This window comes from Pseudomonas sp. AM4(2022), assembly GCF_036346515.1.
Classification (GTDB): domain Bacteria; phylum Pseudomonadota; class Gammaproteobacteria; order Pseudomonadales; family Pseudomonadaceae; genus Aquipseudomonas; species Aquipseudomonas paracarnis.
The window spans coordinates 21,888-40,245 of record NZ_JAOTNW010000021.1 but is presented as its reverse complement, the minus strand read 5'-3'; the positions used below and the strand labels follow the sequence as shown (position 1 = coordinate 40,245).

Here is an 18,358-nt window from a genome sequence, read left to right as displayed (position 1 = left end):
TCACTGGAGAGGATGCGGTCAAAATTACTCTTCACGGGCCGTAACCTCGGGGCTTGAAGGGGGGCCGCCATACTCGGGCTTGAGCCGGCCATCGTCGGCCAGCAGCCAGGCGTCCATCACCTGGCGTACCACTGGGGCCGCGACGCCGGAGCCGGACTCGCCGTTCTCGACCATCACTGCCACCACGATTTTCGGGTCTTCCGCCGGCGCAAAGCCGACAAACAAGGCGTGGTCGCGGTGGCGTTCCTGCACCTTGGAGCGGTCATACTTTTCGCCCTGCTTGATCGCGACCACCTGGGCCGTACCACTCTTGCCGGCGATGCGGTACTGCGCGCCGACCGCCGCCTTGCGCGCGGTGCCGCGAGCGCCGTGCATCACCTGCTGCATGCCGTGGTTGACCTTGGCCCAGTCGGACGGGTCACGCAGCACGATGTCCGGAATCGGGTTGTCGTCCACCGGTTTTTCGCCTTCGATGGTCCTGGCCAGGTGCGGTCGGTTCCACACGCCTTTGTTCGCCACCAGCGCTGTGGCCTGGGCCAGTTGCAGCGGAGTGGCCTGCATATAGCCCTGGCCGATACCCAGGATCAGGGTTTCGCCAGGGAACCACGCCTGGCGGCGAGTCGCACGCTTCCACTCCCGCGACGGCATCAGGCCGGGGGACTCTTCGAACATGTCCAGGGAGACTTTCTGACCGAGGCCGAACTTGCCCATGTAGGCAGACAGCCGATCAATCCCCAGCTTGTGGGCCAAGTCGTAAAAATAGGTGTCGTTGGAGCGCATGATCGCGGTGTCCAGATCGACATAGCCGTCACCGGAGCGGTTCCAGTTACGGTACTTGTGGTCGTAGTTGGGCAGCATGTAATAGCCAGGGTCGTACACCCGGCTTGAGGCCGTAACCACGCCAGCATCCAGGCCGGCAATCGCCACCGCCGGCTTGATGGTCGAGCCCGGTGGGTACAGGCCGCGCAACACACGGTTGAACAGTGGCCGGTCGATGGAATCACGCAGCTCGGCGTAGGCCTTGAAGCTGATGCCAGTCACAAACGGGTTGGGGTCGAAGCTGGGCTGGCTGACCATCGCCAGCACTTCGCCAGTCTTCGGGTCCAGCGCCACTACGGCACCCCGCCGACCGCCCAGGGCCATCTCGGCAGCTTCCTGCAACTTGATGTCCAGGCTCAGGACAATGTCCTTGCCCGGCACCGGATCGGTGCGCTTGAGCACGCGCAATACGCGGCCACGCGCATTGGTCTCGACTTCCTCGTTACCCACCTGGCCATGCAACTCGGCCTCGTAGAAGCGCTCGATACCGGTTTTGCCGATATGGTGGGTGCCACTGTAGTTGATCGGGTCGAGGGTTTTCAGCTCTTTCTCGTTGATCCGCCCCATGTAGCCAACGGAGTGGGCAAAGTGCGCCCCTTGCGGGTAATGCCGCACCAACTGCGCCACCACTTCCACCCCCGGCAGGCGGAACTGGTTCACCGCAATCCGGGCGATCTGCTCTTCGGTCAGCTCGAACAGGATCGGCACCGGCTCGAACGGCCGGCGCCCCTGGCGCATGCGCTTCTCGAAGACGGCCCGGTCTTCCGGCGTCAGTTGCAGCACCTCGACGATGACATCGAGGACCTGCTTCCAGTCGCCGGAGCGTTCACGGGTCATGCTCAGGCTGAAGCTGGGCCGGTTATCGGCAACCACTACGCCATTGCGGTCGAAAATCAGCCCACGGGTCGGTGGAATCGGCTGCACATGCACCCGGTTGTTTTCCGACAGCGTGGAGTGATAGTCGTACTGGATCACCTGGAGGAAATACAGCCGCGCAATCAGCACGCACATCAGCACCACCACCAAAACAGCACCGAACACCACCCGCGCGCGTACCAGACGTGCGTCTTTCTCGTGGTCCTTGATGCGGATCGGTTGGGTCATCGGGGGCGGCGCAGACTATTTGTGGTAAGGGTGCCCGGACAGAACTGTCCAGGCGCGATACAGCTGTTCACCGATCAGAATCCTTACCAACGGGTGCGGCAGCGTCAGCGCCGACAGCGACCAGCGCTGATCGGCCCGCGCACAGACTTCCGGCGCCAGCCCTTCCGGGCCGCCGACCATGAAATTGACCGTGCGCGAATCCAGGCGCCAGCGATCCAGTTCCACCGCCAGTTGCTCGGTGCTCCAGGGCTTGCCGTGCACTTCAAGGGTGACGATGCGCTCATTGGGGCCGACCTTGGCCAGCATGGCTTCGCCTTCCTGACGGATAAAGCGCGCCACGTCGGCGTTCTTGCCCCGGGTATTGAGCGGTATTTCCACCAGCTCAAGCGACAGCTCAGCGGGCAGACGCTTGGCATATTCGTGCCAGCCTTCTTCCACCCACTTGGGCATGCGTGAACCGACAGCGATCAGACGCAGGCGCACAGCCGTTCCTTATTCCTGGTCTTTGTTGAGCTTGTCGAAGTGCGCGTGGCCCACTTCCGGGCTGTGGTGCTTGCCATCGGCGGCACGGCTCTGCTCGGCGCCTTTCCACAGACGCTCCAGGTCGTAGAACTGGCGAGCGTTGGAGGTCATCATGTGAACGATCACATCGTCCATGTCCAGCAGCACCCAGTCGCTGTCGCCCTTGCCTTCTTCACCCAGTGGCTTGACGCCCTGGGCTTTGACGGCTTCGCGAACCTTGTCCAGCATCGCGCCGATCTGGCGGTTGGAGGTACCGGTGGCGATGATCATGAAGTCGGTGATGCTCTGCTTGTCGCGCACGTCCAGCACCTGGATGTCCTGGGCTTTAACGTCTTCCAGGGCAGCCACGGCGACTTTCACCAGCTCTTCGCCAGCCAATTCCGGGCCAACATGGGCTTCAACCGGCAGCGGCGCGCTTTTGAAGGTGCCTTTGCGCTTAACTTTGCTTACGTCTTTGTTCGTCATATAAAACTCGTTTTGCTCGTATGTTCGGGCGCTTGCTGCACGGTTCGTGCGTTCAAGCGCGCCTTTTCAGTTCGACGCACGGTAAAGCCCGTGCGCATCGATGTAGGCCAGGACCGCGTCAGGCACCAGGAAACGTACCGACTTCCCGCTGGCCAGCAGTTGACGGATCTGGGTGGCGGACACCGCAAGCGGGGTCTGCCAGACGAATGCAATATTCCCGTTCGGCCCGGTCAGGGCCAAGGGGTCACTTACCGACCGCGCGGCCAGCAGGTTGCGCAAGGCATCCGGCGGTTCGCTGTCGGCATCCGGGCGTTGCAAAACCAGGATGTGGCAATGCTGGAGGAGTTCCTCCCAGCGGTGCCAAGAGGGCAGGCCGCAAAATGCGTCCCAGCCCAAAAGCAGAAACAATGGGTCATCTGCAGCCAATTCGGCGCGCATCAGCTCCAGGGTGTCGATAGTGTAGGACGGTTTATCGCGCTTGAGTTCGCGATCGTCCACCACCAGCGGCGATATACCTTCTACGGCAACACGCACCATTTCCAGGCGCTGCTCTGCGGCCACCTGCGGCGTATCGCGATGGGGCGGCCGGAAATTGGGCAGCAGGCGCAGTTCATCCAGCGCAAGGGCATCCGCAACTTCCAGGGCACTGCGCAAATGGCCGATGTGCACGGGGTCGAAAGTACCGCCGAGCAGCCCGATGCGTTTAGTCATCAAGTGCGCACATGACCGTCGCCAAACACCACGTACTTCTCACTGGTCAGCCCTTCCAGGCCCACCGGGCCGCGTGCGTGGAGCTTGTCGGTGGAAATACCGATCTCCGCCCCCAGGCCGTACTCGAAGCCGTCGGCAAAACGCGTCGAGGCGTTGACCATCACCGAAGCGGAATCCACTTCGTTGAGGAAACGCCGGGCATCGCTGAAATGCTCGGAAACGATGGCGTCGGTGTGCTTGGAGCCATAGGTATTGATGTGTTCGATGGCCTGGTCCAGGTCGTCGACAATGCGGATCGCCAGGATCGGGGCCGTGTACTCGGTGTACCAGTCCTGCTCGGTCGCCTCGATGACGTCCGCGCCCAGCAACGCACGGGTGCGCTCGCAACCGCGCAGCTCTACCGACTTGTCACGGTAGATGGCAGCCAGCGGCGGCAGCACGCGTTCGGCAATGCCAACGTGCACCAGCAGGGTTTCCATGGTGTTGCACGGCGCGTAGCGGTGGGTCTTGGCGTTGTCGGCAATGCGGATCGCCTTGTCGAGGTCGGCGGCGATGTCGATGAACACATGGCAGACGCCGTCCAGATGCTTGATAACTGGCACCTTGGCATCACGGCTGACGCGCTCGATCAAGCTCTTGCCACCCCGCGGCACGATCACGTCGACGAATTCCGGCATGGTGATCAGCGCGCCCACGGCGGCACGGTCGGTGGTTTCCACCACTTGCACCACTTCGGCTGGCAACTCGGCCACGGCCAGGCCCTGCTGGATGCAGGCAGCGATGGCGCGGTTGGAGTGGATCGCCTCGGAACCGCCACGCAGGATGGTGGCGTTGCCTGACTTGAGGCACAGGCTCGCGGCGTCGATGGTCACGTTCGGGCGCGACTCATAGATGATGCCGATCACGCCCAGGGGCACGCGCATCTTGCCCACCTGGATGCCCGACGGCAGGTAGCGCATGTCGCGAATTTCACCGATGGGGTCAGGCAGCTTGGCCACCTGACGCAAGCCTTCGATCATGTCGTCGATACGGTCCGGGGTCAGCGCCAGGCGGTCCAGCAAGGCTGGCTCCAGGCCATTGGCGCGCCCATTGGCCAGGTCCAGTTCGTTGGCGGCGCTCAGCTCGGAGCGCGAAGCATCCAGAGCATCGGCAGCCGCCAGCAGCGCACGGTTCTTCTGCGCGGTGCTCGCACGGGCGATCAACCGCGAGGCCTGCCGGGCAGCGCGACCCAGGCGGGTCATGTAGTCAAGAACGGACTCAGTCATGGTCAGGGAGTCTTGGCAAAGAGGAAAGCGGCAGATTATAGCTGTGACGCCGCCCGACTGACAGCGGTGAGGGGCGGATGGTCGAAATGAACTGTAAAAACTCGGGGTTCAGCCGTAATTAAGGTGAGAGTTGTTATGATTCGGTCACATTTAGCCGTATCAACCCTTGACCGCCATGCCCGACTTTTCGCCCCAACTCCCCGCCAGCCCCCTGCCCGATAGCTTCTTCGACCGCGATGCCCAAGTGCTTGCGCGCGAATTACTCGGAAAAGTCATTCGTCATCGTGTGGGCGATCTCTGGCTTTCGGCGCGAATTATTGAAACCGAAGCCTATTACGTGGCCGAAAAAGGCAGCCACGCCTCACTCGGCTACACAGAAAAGCGTAAGGCTTTGTTTCTGGATGGTGGCCATATCTACATGTACTACGCCCGTGGCGGTGATTCGTTGAACTTCAGCGCCCATGGCCCGGGCAATGCCGTGCTGATCAAATCGGCCTATCCCTGGGTCGACGAAATTTCCGGGGCGGCGAGCCTGGCGCAGATGCTGTTGAACAACCCCAACCCCGACGGCAGCCCACGCCCCTCGCAGAAGCTGTGTGCAGGGCAGACGCTGCTGTGCAAGGCCCTGGGCCTGAAAGTGCCGATGTGGGACGCCAAGCGCTTCGATCAGGAACTGCTGTATGTCGAAGACGTGGGCCAGGTGCCCACGCAGATTATCCAAACCTCGCGCCTGGGCATTCCCACTGGGCGCGATGAGCACTTGATGTACCGCTTCGTCGATGCTGGTTATGCGCCTTACTGCACGCGGAACCCGCTGCGTCGGGGCCAGGTCGAAGGCCGGGATTATTTTTTGATTTGAATGATATCCGCAACACAGCAGCTCCAATGTGGGAGCGGGCTTGCTCGCGAATGCGGCGTGTCAGTGTAGGAATCTGTGTCTGACACACCGCATTCGCGAGCAAGCCCGCTCCCACAATTGAACCTTCAGTGTTTTTGAATATGTATGCATGGAGTGGATTGTATGGGCCAATGGCTCGATAGCATCACCGGCTGGTTGACCCTCAACCCACAATGGCTGGCAGCGGCGGTGTTTATCGTCGCGTGCGTGGAGTGCCTGGCGATTGCCGGGTTGATCGTGCCAGGCACGGTATTGCTGTTTGCAATCGCCGCGCTGGCTGGCAGCGGTGCGCTGTCGCTGAGTGAAACCCTGCTGCTGGGCTTCCTCGGCGGCTTATTGGGCGACGGCGTTTCCTATTACCTGGGCCGCCATTTCCATCAGAACATCCGACGCCTGCCCGGCCTGCGCCAGCATCCTGAATGGATGAACGGCGCAGAAACCTACTTCCACAAGTACGGAATCGCCAGCCTGTTGGTCGGGCGTTTCATCGGCCCATTGCGTCCCATGCTGCCCATGGTCGCCGGCATGTGCGACATGCCCTTCCCGCGCTTTGCCGCTGTGAGCATCATTGCCGCAGCGGGTTGGACCGTGGCCTATCTGCTGCCGGGCTGGGCTGCCGGCGCCGCGTTCCGCCTGCCGTTGCCGGAAGGCTTCTGGCCGGAAGCGGCGATTATCGCGGCGTGCCTGGCGGTGCTGCTGGGGCTGAGTTTGAACAGCAGTTGGCGCGAACATCGGCGCGCCACCTTGTGGATCGGTTGTGCCAGCCTGGTGTTGTTGATCGCGTTGTTTATCGGCTATCCCCACCTCAATGACTTCGACCAAGGCCTGAGCGCCCTGGTGCAGGAGCATCGCAGCCCGTGGCTGGATGAAGTGATGGTACGGGTCACCCAACTGGGTGAGTTCAAGAAGATGTTCTTCGCCAGCGCGGTGTTCACTGGCCTGTTGCTGTTGGCACGGCAGTGGCGCCACGCGGTGTTTGTCGGCGCCACTCTCGCTGGCGCGGCAGTGATCAACACTGGCACCAAGCTGTTTTTCGCCCGTGGCCGCCCGGAAATCCTCACAGACCCGCTGACCAGCTTCAGCATGCCCAGTGGCCATGCCTCCGGGGCCTTTGCCTTCTTCCTGGCACTCGCGGTATTGGCCGGTCGCGGCCAACCCACAAGGCTGCGCCTGACCTGGATGCTGCTGGGCTGCATTCCCGCAGCGTTCATTGCCTTGTCGCGGGTTTATCTGGGCGCCCATTGGCCTACGGACATTCTGGCCGGCACCTTGCTGGCAATGACGGTGTGTGCGTTCAGCCTGACGGCAATCGAGTACCGCAGCCCATTGCCAGCCATGTCGCAAAAAGCCTGGTGGCTGGTGCTGCCCGCCGTGGTGGCCGTGCTCGGTTTCATCGCCTTTACCGGCACGCCCCATGCCCTGCTCAGGTACGCCTATTGACCCTTGGCCGGGCCGATCCAGTCCACGGAGGCGCTGCGCCGTTCAACGCAACGTTCGCGGCGCTCCAGTAGCATCTCATCGGCCACTTCGGCGGCGCGCTCGGCGATGTATTCCGCGCCCCGCGTGGCTTGCTGCTGGAGTAATTGCGTGGTCACGCTGACAAAATAAGCGTCCCACGCCACTTGTTCCGAGGGTGTCAGCCGAATCATGGTTCTCTCCGATCATTGTTGTGTGATCGGAAAATAGTGCAGGCGACACCGTGGAGACGACCGAGCAAAGTCTGAAAGCTCTGTCAGGCAAATCCGAACCTCAGGTGAACAGCTCCCCCTGCAGTTCATCGAGCAACATCTGGATCGCATCCAGCCGTTGCTGTGGGTCGTCCAGTTGCAGCAAGTCGATCTTGTCGGCCTCGGTAAACGGCAGCAGATAGGCCAACCGGTTGCCCAGGGCTTGCTGGCCTTCGGCCTGGCCGCCCATATCCAGCGAGGCCACCATCGGGTGCTCGGCCAGGGCCTCAAGCAACGCCAGCAAGTCGGCGTCCTCTTCGCCCAGCGGCGGGTCCGGCAATTCTTGCAGCCATTGCACATCAGCCACCAGTAACTGGTCTTTCTGCACCCCGGCCTCACGCACGCGGAAACGACGGCCACCTTCGACGCGAATGCCCAGCAGGCCGTTGTCCTGCTGCTTGAAGTCACGAATCAGCGCTTCACAACCGACAAGCGCATAGCCGTCAGGGGCCGTGCCCACCTCTGAGCCATCCAGGATGCACACCACACCAAAGCCTTCGCCCTTTTTCATGCATCGGCCGATCATATCCAGGTAGCGCGCCTCAAATATCTGCAAGTCGAGGGTGCAGCCCGGGAACAGCACAGTGTTGAGGGGGAATAGCGCCAGACTCATAACGGTTTCCTTAAACCTGGGTTAAACAATCACCGACACCGCCAACGGTAGGAACACCGCCGTGGCCACGCCCATCAAACTCATGGCCAGCGCCGCGAAGGCGCCGCATTCTTCGCTTTCCTGCAGGGCCACCGAGGTGCCGACGGCATGAGCGGTCATGCCCAGGGCCATGCCGCGCGCTTCGGGGCTGCGTACACCCAGGCGCGACAAGAGCGCTGGGCCGATCATCGCGCCGACCACCCCAGTGATCAACACAAACACCGCCGCCAAGGCCGCCACGCCGCCGATCTGCTCGGCCACCAGCATGGCAATCGGCGAGGTCACCGACTTGGGCGCCATGGTCATCAGCACCCGGTGCTCGGCCCCGAACCACCACCCCAACGCCACACACAGGCCGGTGGCCAATACCCCGCCTACCACCAGCGTAGTAAATATCGGCCAGAACAATTGTCGAATCCGTCGCAGGTTCAGATAAAGCGGCACCGCCAGGGCCACGGTCGCAGGCCCCAGCAGGATGCCCATGATCTCGGTGCTCTGGCGGTATTCGGCGTAGCTCAGCCCGCAGGTGAGCAGCACACCGATCACCAGCAACATCGACACCAGCACCGGCTGCAGGAAGATCCAGCGGGTTTTCTCGAACCCCGCCAGCACCAGTTGATAGGCGCCCAGAGTGATACCGATACCGAACAGCGGGTGATGAATGACCGCCGTCCAGGCGCCCTGCCAGTCGAGGATCATTGGTCCTTCTCCTTGCGCTTGACCATCTGCTGCATCAGCACACCGACAAAGCCCATAGCGATCACCAGCGACAACACCAACGCCCCGACGATGGCCCAGAAATCCGCCACGATGTCCTTGGCGTACACCATCACTCCCACGGCCGGCGGTACCAGCAGCAGCGGCAGATAACGCAACAGGCTGCCGGCCGCCAGGCTCAGGGGCTCGCCGACTTCACCGCGCCAGACCAGAAAGCCGAGCATCAGCAACAAGCCGATGATCGGCCCCGGCAGCACGGGCACCAGCAAATGATTGATCGCGGTGCCGATCAGTTGAAACAGCACCAGCCAGGTCAGGCCACGTAACAGCATCCCGCTCTCTCCCCCTCAAATCCCGCGCGCATTATAAGCATGCCCGCCCTATGCTCCGGCATTCGCCAAAAGCATGTTGGGTTGACCGGGCTGATTGCCCGTGATGATCTACATTGGTTCTCTGTAACCCTAAAAACGCCCCTTATCAACGGGCACATATGTGATGAACCAAGGAGAGACGCAATGCCCTATGTACCCGTAGCGCAGCTCAAAGATTACGTCGGCAAGGAACTGGGACGTTCCGAATGGCTCACCATCGACCAGGCGCGTATCAACCTGTTCGCAGAGGCCACGGGCGATCATCAGTTCATCCACGTCGACCCGGTCAAGGCGGCGCAAACCCCGTTCGGCAGCACCATCGCCCACGGGTTCCTGTCGCTGTCGCTGATGCCCAAGCTGATGGAGGACATCCTGATCATGCCCGAAGGCTTGAAGATGGCCGTCAACTACGGCCTGGACAGCGTGCGCTTTATCCAGCCGGTGAAAGTGAACTCCAAGGTGCGCCTGAACGTCACCCTCACTGACGTCACCGAGAAAAAGCCGGGCCAATGGCTGTTCAAGGCTACGGCCACCCTGGAAATCGAAGGCCAGGAGAAGCCGGCCTACATTGCCGAGTCGCTGTCACTCTGCTTCGTATAATCACCACACCCCCACTGTAGGAGCGAGCTTGCTCGCGAAGGTCGTCAACGATAACGCGTGCTTGCTGAATAAATGTGGCGCCTGTGAGTTTTTCGCGGGCAAGCCTGCTCCTACAGGTGGTAGGTCCTGCGCATAGACCACTAGGTTCGGCACCCCGGCTACGGCATACTCGGCGCTCAATTATCCGGATCCCGCTATGCGCCCACTCGCTCCCCTTGCCCTTGCCCTGTTGCTCACCGCTTGCGGAGACGGCGAATCGCTGTTGCCGCCCGATGCGCGCCTGCCCGATGGCGGCCGCTACCGTGGCGATGTGATCAACGGTTTGCTGCAAGGCCAAGGCCGTGTGGACTACCCCAATGGCAGTTGGTACGCCGGCCAGTTCGACAAAGGCCAGTGGCACGGCCAGGGCGAATGGCATGGCAGCAATGGCGAAGTCTATAAAGGCGAATTCAAGCAGGGCCTGTTTGATGGCCAGGGCAGCCTGACCACTTCGGGCAGCAGCTACGTGGGCGGCTTCAAGAACGGTCGACGCAACGGTGAAGGCACCCTCAAAGAGGGGCAGATGACCTATCGCGGCGAATTCCAGGACGACCAGTACTCAGGCCTAGGCCGCCTGGAGTTGGCCGACGGCAGCCAGTACCAGGGCCAGTTCGCCCACGGCAAGCCCAATGGCGAAGGCCAGCGCAATGACGACAGTGGCAACCAGTTCAGCGGCCGCTTTGTCGATGGTCAACTGGAAGGCAATGGCACTTTCAACAGCGCCGAGGGCGATATCTATGTCGGCCAATTCAAGCAGAATCAGCTCAACGGCAAAGGCCGCTACGAGAACGCCGACGGTGATGTGTGGATCGGCCAGTTCAAGGAAGGCGCGCTGACCGGCAAAGGCGAATTGATCGGGGTCGATGGCAGCCACTATGTCGGCCAGTTTAGTGACTGGCGCTTTACCGGCGAAGGGCGACTGAACCTCACCGATGGCAGTTTCTATATCGGTGGCTTCGACAGCGACAACTATCAAGGCCGTGGCACCCTGGTACTCACCGACGGCACCGTGCAGTCCGGCACCTGGGTCAACGGCCTGCGCGTGCGCGACGCCGAGGGCAAGCTGCTGCCCGACCCACTGGAAACCGGCATACTGGCCCAAGGCCGCTTGCTCGATGACGCCCTGGCGACAGTGCCTGCGTCCACCCCGGCGGTGGAGCTGTACACCCTGGTGCTGGCGGGCGACGGCAAGCAAAGCGTGTTCCTGCGCGAGGCCGATTACGTCAGCAACCTGCTTGCCACTCGCTTCGGCGCGCGCGGGCAGGTGCGCCTGGTCAACCACCGCGACCATATTGCCGACCGCCCCCTGGCCACCCGCGAAAGCCTGCGCCGTTCCGTGCAAACCCTGGCCGAACGGACCGGGCCCGAAGACCTGGTATTCATTTACATGACTAGCCATGGCACCCATGAGCATGAACTGGTGCTCGACCAACCGCGCATGGAACTGGCCGACCTGCCCGCCGATGAACTGGCCGCCGTGCTCGCACCGCTGAAAAACCGCGACAAGGTCATCGTGATCTCCGCGTGTTACTCCGGCGGTTTCATACCGGCGCTCAAAGATGAGCGCACCCTGATCATGACCGCCTCCCGTGCGGACCGAGTGTCGTTCGGCTGCTCGGAAGAAGCAGACTTCACCTACTTCGGTGATGCCCTTTTCGCACAAGCTTTCAACCAAACGGATGATTTGCAACACGCCTTCAAACTGGCACAACTGCACGTGGCCGAACGCGAACAGGCGGACAATTTCGAAGCCTCCGAACCGCAGATCTGGGCACCTAAAGGCGTGATCGCCCATTGGCAATTATTACGTAAACAGCAGGCACGAAAGGCGCTCGAAAGCGTCTCAATGAATAGCAAGGAAGCCAAAGGCAACTAAGCTGTAACGTGTAACAAGGGGGAAACACCATGTACCTGACACCGCAGCATATCTTGCTGGCCGGGGCCTCCGGCCTCACTGGCGAACACCTGCTCGACCGCCTGCTCAACGAACCCACCGTGACCCGCGTGCTGGCACCCAGCCGCAAACCATTGGCTGAACATCCACGCCTGGAAAACCCGGTGGGCGACCCGGCGGCGTTCCTGCCGCAACTGAGCGGCCGCGTGGATATTGCCTTCTGCTGCCTGGGCACCACGATCAAAAAGGCCGGCTCGGAAGCTGCATTCCGTGCGGTCGACCTGGACATGGTGGTGGCCTTCGCCAAACGCGCACGAGAACTGGGCGCACGGCACCTGATCGTGATCAGTGCGATTGGCGCCGACCCGAAATCCTCGGTGTTCTACAACCGGGTTAAGGGGGAAATGGAACTGGCGCTGAGGGCTCAAGACTGGCCGCAGTTGACCATCGTACGTCCCTCGCTGCTGCTGGGAGAGCGGCTTGAACCGCGCCTGGCCGAACAGTTGGCCGGCCCGCTGTCACGGCTTATCCCGGGCAAGTACCACGGTATTGAAGTCTGCGAACTGGCCCGCGCCATGTGGCGCCTGGCGCTGGAAGAACAGGATGGCGTGCGGGTGGTGGAGTCGGACGAATTGCGCAAGCTCGGCAAGTAATAATGCAGGGCTGGTACTGGCCTCATCGCAGGCAAGCCAGCTCCCACATTTAGAATGCATTCCCCTGTAGGAATGGACAGCAGCCCTCATATTTGGAATGCAATCCCCCTGTGGGAATGGACTGCAGTCCTCATATTTGGAATGCAATCCCCCTGTGGGAATGGACTGCAGTCCTCATACTTGGAATGCGCCCCCCCTGTGGGAGCCGGGCTTGCCCGCGATGGGGCCGGCCCAGGCAGCCATTATCTTACAGCCCGCCCGTGGCGTTGAAGCCAACCCCCAGCACCGTCAATACCGACAGTGGCAACAACAAGGTATCGAGCAACGCACTGGCCGGCAGGTCGAGATGGGGATAGCTGGGAGCCTGCGCACCAAAGCGGTCCCTGGCGCAACAGCCGCCATTGATCGCGTACAGATCCAGGCGCGTGCCGGCATACACCACGGGCGCGCCCGGTTGCGCCGCATCCAGCGTGCGCGCCGTGGCGCAGCCGGTGAGTTGCAAAGCCATCAACAGCAGCAGCGCCTTATTCATCGCCGCCCAGATGGTGCTCGCCCCAACGCGGCAGCATGTCCTGGGGAATGTTCAACAGGTTGAGAATGCGCGCCACCACAAAGTCCACCAAGTCATCGATGGTCTGCGGCTGGTGATAGAAGCCTGGCGACGCGGGCAGGATGGTCACGCCCATGTTCGACAACTTGAGCATGTGCTCCAGGTGAATGCTCGAATACGGCGCTTCGCGTGGCACCAGGATCAATTGGCGGCGCTCCTTCAAGGTCACGTCCGCCGCCCGTTCGATCAGGTTGTTGCAGGCGCCCGTGGCAATCGCCGACAAGGTGCCGGTGGAACAAGGCACCACCACCATCGCTGCTGGCGCACCGGAGCCTGAAGCCACCGGCGACATCCAGTCCTCTTTGCCGTAGACCTTGATCTGCCCCGCCGCCGCACCGGTGTACTCGGTAAGGAACGCCTGCATCGTCTGCACCTTGGACGGCAGCGCGACATCGGTCTCGGTCGCCAGCACCAACTGCGCCGCCTTGGAGATCAGAAAATGCACCTCACGGTCTTCACGCACCAGGCAATCGAGCAGGCGCAGGCCATAGGGCGCACCGGATGCGCCGGTCATCGCCAGGGTAATGCGTTCCGGCCCGCTCATTTCAGTGCCTCGGCCAGCTTGCCGTGCAGGCCGCCGAAGCCGCCGTTGCTCATGACCACCACGTGCGTGCCGGGCTGGGCCAAGGACTTCACCTGCTCAATGATGCCTTCGAGCGAATCGCAGACTGTCGAGGGTACGGTGCACAGCGCAGCAATCGCGGGCAAATCCCAGCCAAGGTTGGCCGGTGCATACCACACCACCTGGTCGGCATCGTTGACGCTTTCGGGCAGGCCATCACGGTGCGCGCCCAGCTTCATGGAGTTGGAGCGCGGCTCGACGATGGCAATAATCTGCGCATCGCCGACGCGCTTGCGCAGGCCATCCAGGGTGGTGGCAATCGCAGTTGGGTGGTGGGCAAAGTCGTCGTAAATGGTAATCCCATTCACGTCGGCGACTTTCTCCATGCGCCGCTTAACACTCTTGAATGCGCTCAAGGCGGCGATGCCCATGGCCGGCACCACGCCGACATGCCGTGCGGCGGCCAGGCTCACCAAGGCGTTGGCCACGTTGTGCTGGCCAGTCATGCCCCAATCGACGATGCCTTGGGCCTGGCCTTCGAACAGCACTTCAAACCGTGAACCATCTTCGCTGAGCAACCTGGCCTGCCACTGCCCACCCGCGCCGGTGGTTTGCACCGGGGTCCAGCAGCCCATGTCGATCACACGCTGCAACGCAGGCTCGGTGGTGGGATGAATGACCAGGCCTTCGCTGGGAATGGTGCGCACCAAGTGGTGGAACTGCCGTTCAATCGCCGGCAGATCGGGGAAGATATCCGCGTGATCAAACTCAAGGTTATTCAGGATCGCCGTGCGCGGGCGGTAGTGGACGAACTTGGAGCGCTTGTCGAAAAAGGCGCTGTCGTACTCATCGGCCTCGATCACAAAAAACGGGGTCTCTCCCAGCCGCGCCGATACCGAGAAGTTCTGCGGCACACCGCCAATCAGGAACCCCGGGCTCATGCCCGCATGCTCTAGCACCCAGGCGAGCATGCTGCTGGTGGTGGTCTTACCGTGAGTGCCCGCCACTGCCAGGACCCAACGGCCTTGCAGCACATGGTCGGCCAGCCACTGCGGGCCGGAGACGTAAGGCAAGCCTTTGTTCAGTACGTATTCCACTGCCGGGTTGCCGCGCGACATGGCGTTGCCGATCACGACCAGGTCCGGCACCGGGTCGAATTGCGCGGGGTCGTAACCTTGGGTCAGCTCAATCCCTTGCGCCTGTAGCTGCGTGCTCATGGGGGGATAAACATTGGCATCGGAGCCTGTTACGTGATGGCCCAGCTCCTTGGCCAGAACCGCCATCGAACCCATGAACGTACCGCAGATACCCAGAATATGAATGTGCATAGTCGACCTCGTAAACATCGAGGCAGGTTAGCGTAGGGTGGGAAAGTTCGCACGCTTTAGCTGAGCGCGAAACGCCCGCCGGTAGGATCCGGCGGGCAAAAGGGATGACTTAAACCGGGATGCCAGCTTTTTTAAGCTCAGCGTCTTTCAAGGTCATGATTCGGTCGACGGTTTTTTTCAAGGCATGATAACGACGCTCGATCACGCCTAGGCGGCCACCGGTACCAGGGGACGTTTGCGACTCGATGTGAGGCTTGAAAATCAGGTCGTGGTCCTCCGCCAGTTGTTTCATATGGGTTTCTGAAACGTCCAGTAACTGCTCAAGGTTCCTCATGCGTGCCTCACGCTCCTTGGGCCAGGCATCGCCCATGGCAAGCCGGTCTCCGGTGTTTCCCGCCAGCGTGATGATGAGATTGGCAAACTCCAGCAGCACTTTCTCTACCCGATCCAGATGGCGCGTGGCCACAGGCGCAGGCTCGTCGGGTGCGTATGGCGTCACGACTGGCGGCGCTGCCTTCTGATCGGGCTGTGCAACGCCGGGTAAATGCGGTGGCGGTGGCACCACTGGCGACGGTACGTATTGGCCCTTGATCGCTTCCCCCGCAGCCACGGACCCGGCATACGCCCCCACATTGATCGGCGCACTGACCATACCATTGACGCCTGCGTTGATGAACGCATCCTTGACCATCTTGCCGGTAGAGGGCGATGTAGAAATAACACCCGCCTTGACCAGCCTGTCGGCATCCAACAACCGCTGGGTGACATCAGCCACGCTGACCTTGGGTGATTCCTCCGGTTTCACAGGGGCGGTGCCACCGCGGGGGGGGCGTCTGCGGCCCCTTGGTCAGCGCGTCCTTGAGCCTACTGGCAGTCGACTGGCCTGAACTGCCTGCGGTCACACTGGTGCCAGGGGTCTCGTGGTTTGTCGTCGGCTTTTTCCCACCCGCCGTGGTTGGGGGCCGGGTGGGCGTGGGACTGACCGGGGCAGGCGGCACCCTGGGCGATGGCGTAGGCGATACGGGAGGTGCGGGCCGGGATCCACCCCCGAACCGACGCCCGAAGATTCCACGCTTGACGCGCACCTTCGACGTTTGATCAGCCTCCTGCTCAGGCGACTGCGTTTCAGGCTCAGGCTCAATGGGGTGCATCGGTTCGCCCCAGCCCGCCTTTAAAGGGGGCGGTGGGGACGCAGGCGTAACATCAAGTTGAACAGGGAGTTGTGGCACAGGAGTCGTTATTGGACTTGTAATATTCATGTGTTGTCACCCTAGAAGTTTCAAACAACGGTGTTTAAGGGCAATTAATGCTCTGCCCTTATTCCATCAGTGCTTAAAACAACGCGCCACGTTCCGGGACGACGTGAGCGCGTAGAGCGATAAAAAACCTTAAATAACGTGGGACAAAAACAAGTAGTCCGCAATAACGGAGTTATTCCGACAACTGTCGCGCCCCCTAATGCATGGCGCCCCGTGAAATACCATGTTTGCGTAACTTGCGGTACAGCGTATTGCGACTGACGCCCAACTGTTCCGCCACATGGCTCATATGCCAGCGCTGCTGCGCCAACGCATCGAGTAATGCCTGGCGCTCGGCGCTTTCCAGTGGCAAAGCGTACGGCGCATCCGCTCTCGCCCCTTGCGGCCGAGCCTGGCGAATCAGCGCCGGCAAGTCTTCAAGACCGACTCTCCCTCCCTCACAGAGCGCCACCACCGTGCGCAACACGGTACGCATCTGCCGCAGGTTGCCGGGCCAGTGGAATGCCAACAAGGCCTGGCGCGTCGACTCGTCGAGCATCACCTGTTCGCTGCCTGCTTCCTGGGCCAGGAGGAAATCCAACAGTTGCGACTTGTCACTGCGCTCGCGCAACGGCGGCAGGGCCACTTCCAAGCCGTTCAAGCGGTAGTACAGGTCTTCACGAAAGCTGCCATCGGCCACCCGTTCCAGCAAATTGCGGTGCGTGGCGCTGATGATGCGCACGTTCACGGCTTGGGGTTCGCCGCCGATAGGCACCACCAGACGGTCCTCCAGCACCCTTAACAGGCGGGTTTGCAACGCCAGGGGCATGTCGCCGATTTCGTCGAGAAACAGCGTGCCACCATCGGCCTGTTGCAGCTTGCCGCGCATGCCTTCTTTAAGGGCACCGGTGAAACTGCCGGCGCGATAGCCAAACAATTCGCTCTCGATCAGGTTTTCTGGAATCGCCGCACAGTTCAGCGCAACAAAGGCCTTGTCGCCCCGCTGGCTGCCCTGATGCACGGCCTTGGCGAAGGCTTCTTTACCGCAGCCGGTTTCGCCGTTGATCAGCAAGGGCACATCGCGCTCGAACACTCGCGAGGCCTTGCGCAGCTCATTTTGCAACGCCGGGTCACCCAGGCAGATACCCAATGGGCGTGACGCCTGCGGCTTGATGATAGGCGCAGGCGCACTGCGGGGCTGGCCTCGCAGCGCTGCAAATAAAGGCCGACCATCGCGGGTACGCAGTGGCCAACTGGCCGTGGCATTTGCGCTGGCTCGCCCCAGCAACTGGTCCAGGGAACAGTCGAAAAACGCTTCCACCGGCTGGCCCACCAAGCCGCCGCGCAACTGCCCCAACAGGTTCAGGGCGCTCTGGTTGACCGCACAAATGCGCCCTTCGCCATCAAACGCAAGCAAGCCTTCGCTGAATAACCCAACCGACTCGGCCTGCAGGTGAAAACGCAACAGCCAGTGGTGTTCGAAGTGGCGCAGGAAGTAGCAACTTTCGATCATCTTGGCCGACAGGTTCACCAGCGCCATGGTGTGGAACTGACTTTGGCGCGACACGGCTTCGCGGGCCGAGGACACATCCAGCACCGCCAGCAATTCACCATGAGGGTCGAACACCGGGCTGGCCGAACAGGTCAGCCCGGTATGACGGCCGCGAAAATGCTCGTCACGGTGGATCGTCAACGACTGCCGCTCCACCAGGCAGGTGCCGATGCCGTTAGTGCCTTCGCAGGCTTCGCTCCAGTCAGCGCCCAGCCATAAGCCGGCGCGCTCGAAAATCTTGCGCTCCGACGGCGCAGTGACACAGTTGAGGATCACCCCGCGCGCATCGGTGAGCAGCACCGCATGACCGGCGCCGGAGAGTTGCTGGTGCAGGCTGTTCATTTCGCTGCCGGCGATGTGCAGCACTTGGCGCAGGCGTTCGCGACTTTCCAGCAGGCGCCCGTGTTCAAGCACGGTAGGCGCGATGGTCAGCGCCGGGTCGAGGTGGTAGTCCTCCACGCAGCGCAGCCAGGAGCGGGCGATGGACGGATCGCTGCCCGGCCCCTGGGAAAGCTCTTGGCCACGGGTGACGGTCAAGACTTGCTGGGCATGGCGACTGAAATGATCGTTATGCATGTTCTTATTATTCTCCCTGCGTGAGAACGCCCAGCATCCCCCAGCCATTCGGCCA

Annotated in this window: 20 protein-coding genes; 6 read left to right on the top strand and 14 right to left on the bottom strand. The window is 61.7% G+C overall.

Features of this window, described 5'->3' with window-relative positions; translation table 11 throughout:
- Nucleotides 1-24: 24 nt before the first annotated feature.
- From mrdA to ODQ19_RS22970, 5 genes are all read right to left on the bottom strand, one after another.
- Nucleotides 25-1,923, bottom strand: a complete 1,899-nt coding sequence (gene mrdA / locus ODQ19_RS22990) for a penicillin-binding protein 2 (RefSeq protein ID WP_330211305.1) — start codon at nt 1,921-1,923, stop codon at nt 25-27.
- 15 nt (nt 1,924-1,938) lie between these two features.
- Complete coding sequence (rlmH, locus tag ODQ19_RS22985) at nt 1,939-2,406, bottom strand: 23S rRNA (pseudouridine(1915)-N(3))-methyltransferase RlmH (protein WP_003176297.1); 468 nt, start codon at nt 2,404-2,406, stop codon at nt 1,939-1,941.
- Nucleotides 2,407-2,415: 9 nt separating this feature from the next.
- Entirely contained in the window at nt 2,416-2,910 is a 495-nt protein-coding gene (gene rsfS, locus ODQ19_RS22980; RefSeq protein ID WP_003176298.1) for a ribosome silencing factor, read from the bottom strand.
- Nucleotides 2,911-2,976: 66 nt separating this feature from the next.
- Complete coding sequence (nadD, locus tag ODQ19_RS22975; RefSeq protein ID WP_003194480.1) at nt 2,977-3,621, bottom strand: nicotinate-nucleotide adenylyltransferase; 645 nt, start codon at nt 3,619-3,621, stop codon at nt 2,977-2,979.
- Entirely contained in the window at nt 3,621-4,886 is a 1,266-nt protein-coding gene (locus tag ODQ19_RS22970) for a glutamate-5-semialdehyde dehydrogenase (protein WP_330211304.1), read from the bottom strand. The genes nadD and ODQ19_RS22970 overlap by 1 nt, the downstream gene beginning before the upstream one ends.
- Nucleotides 4,887-5,061: 175 nt before the next feature.
- Between ODQ19_RS22970 and ODQ19_RS22965 the strand changes: the two genes are divergently transcribed.
- Together ODQ19_RS22965 and ODQ19_RS22960 are read left to right on the top strand one after the other, a co-directional pair.
- Nucleotides 5,062-5,745, top strand: coding sequence for a DNA-3-methyladenine glycosylase (locus tag ODQ19_RS22965; protein ID WP_330211303.1), 684 nt, complete (start codon nt 5,062-5,064; stop codon nt 5,743-5,745).
- Nucleotides 5,746-5,907: 162 nt separating this feature from the next.
- The gene (locus ODQ19_RS22960; RefSeq protein WP_330211302.1) at nt 5,908-7,224 is read left to right on the top strand and encodes a bifunctional DedA family/phosphatase PAP2 family protein; all 1,317 of its coding nucleotides are present in this window, start codon (nt 5,908-5,910) and stop codon (nt 7,222-7,224) included.
- Here ODQ19_RS22960 and ODQ19_RS22955 read toward each other — a convergent pair.
- The 4 genes from ODQ19_RS22955 to ODQ19_RS22940 all read right to left on the bottom strand — a co-directional run bounded on the left by ODQ19_RS22955 (nt 7,218) and on the right by ODQ19_RS22940 (nt 9,212).
- A complete protein-coding gene (locus ODQ19_RS22955; protein WP_019818751.1) occupies nt 7,218-7,433 on the bottom strand; it encodes a hypothetical protein in 216 nt (71 codons plus the stop codon). The genes ODQ19_RS22960 and ODQ19_RS22955 overlap by 7 nt on opposite strands.
- Nucleotides 7,434-7,533: 100 nt before the next feature.
- Nucleotides 7,534-8,124, bottom strand: a complete 591-nt coding sequence (locus ODQ19_RS22950; RefSeq protein WP_116665011.1) for an LON peptidase substrate-binding domain-containing protein — start codon at nt 8,122-8,124, stop codon at nt 7,534-7,536.
- Between the two features lie 21 nt (nt 8,125-8,145).
- Nucleotides 8,146-8,862: an LrgB family protein gene (locus ODQ19_RS22945; protein ID WP_116665012.1), complete on the bottom strand. Its 717-nt coding sequence runs from the start codon at nt 8,860-8,862 to the stop codon at nt 8,146-8,148.
- Nucleotides 8,859-9,212 carry a CidA/LrgA family protein gene (locus ODQ19_RS22940; RefSeq protein ID WP_003194494.1) on the bottom strand — a complete coding sequence of 118 codons (354 nt, stop codon included), beginning with the start codon at nt 9,210-9,212 and terminating at the stop codon, nt 8,859-8,861. Before ODQ19_RS22940 ends, ODQ19_RS22945 begins: the two co-directional genes overlap by 4 nt.
- Nucleotides 9,213-9,395: 183 nt before the next feature.
- On the opposite strand from ODQ19_RS22940, the gene ODQ19_RS22935 reads away from it, so the two are divergent.
- The 3 genes from ODQ19_RS22935 (at nt 9,396) to ODQ19_RS22925 (ending at nt 12,437) form a co-directional block, all read left to right on the top strand.
- On the top strand, nt 9,396-9,851 hold the full coding sequence (locus ODQ19_RS22935; protein WP_003194496.1) for a MaoC family dehydratase: 456 nt from the start codon (nt 9,396-9,398) through the stop codon (nt 9,849-9,851).
- 196 nt (nt 9,852-10,047) lie between these two features.
- Entirely contained in the window at nt 10,048-11,766 is a 1,719-nt protein-coding gene (locus ODQ19_RS22930; RefSeq protein WP_330211301.1) for a C13 family peptidase, read from the top strand.
- 29 nt (nt 11,767-11,795) lie between these two features.
- The gene (locus ODQ19_RS22925) at nt 11,796-12,437 is read left to right on the top strand and encodes an oxidoreductase (protein ID WP_116665014.1); all 642 of its coding nucleotides are present in this window, start codon (nt 11,796-11,798) and stop codon (nt 12,435-12,437) included.
- A 247-nt stretch (nt 12,438-12,684) separates the two neighbouring features.
- Here ODQ19_RS22925 and ODQ19_RS22920 read toward each other — a convergent pair whose 3' ends face one another.
- The 4 genes from ODQ19_RS22920 to ODQ19_RS22905 all read right to left on the bottom strand — a co-directional run bounded on the left by ODQ19_RS22920 (nt 12,685) and on the right by ODQ19_RS22905 (nt 15,742).
- A complete protein-coding gene (locus ODQ19_RS22920; protein ID WP_116665160.1) occupies nt 12,685-12,969 on the bottom strand; it encodes a YceK/YidQ family lipoprotein in 285 nt (94 codons plus the stop codon).
- Nucleotides 12,962-13,591, bottom strand: a complete 630-nt coding sequence (ubiX, locus tag ODQ19_RS22915; RefSeq protein WP_003194503.1) for a flavin prenyltransferase UbiX — start codon at nt 13,589-13,591, stop codon at nt 12,962-12,964. The genes ODQ19_RS22920 and ubiX overlap by 8 nt, the downstream gene beginning before the upstream one ends.
- The gene (gene mpl, locus ODQ19_RS22910) at nt 13,588-14,937 is read right to left on the bottom strand and encodes a UDP-N-acetylmuramate:L-alanyl-gamma-D-glutamyl-meso-diaminopimelate ligase (RefSeq protein WP_330211300.1); all 1,350 of its coding nucleotides are present in this window, start codon (nt 14,935-14,937) and stop codon (nt 13,588-13,590) included. Before mpl ends, ubiX begins: the two co-directional genes overlap by 4 nt.
- A gap of 109 nt (nt 14,938-15,046) precedes the next feature.
- On the bottom strand, nt 15,047-15,742 hold the full coding sequence (locus ODQ19_RS22905) for a hypothetical protein (protein WP_330211299.1): 696 nt from the start codon (nt 15,740-15,742) through the stop codon (nt 15,047-15,049).
- A gap of 53 nt (nt 15,743-15,795) precedes the next feature.
- On the opposite strand from ODQ19_RS22905, the gene ODQ19_RS22900 reads away from it, so the two are divergent.
- On the top strand, nt 15,796-16,035 hold the full coding sequence (locus ODQ19_RS22900) for a hypothetical protein (protein WP_330211298.1): 240 nt from the start codon (nt 15,796-15,798) through the stop codon (nt 16,033-16,035).
- A 357-nt stretch (nt 16,036-16,392) separates the two neighbouring features.
- On the opposite strand, the gene ODQ19_RS22895 is transcribed toward ODQ19_RS22900, so the two are convergent.
- Entirely contained in the window at nt 16,393-18,303 is a 1,911-nt protein-coding gene (locus ODQ19_RS22895; protein ID WP_330211297.1) for a sigma-54-dependent Fis family transcriptional regulator, read from the bottom strand.
- Nucleotides 18,304-18,358 lie beyond the last annotated feature (55 nt).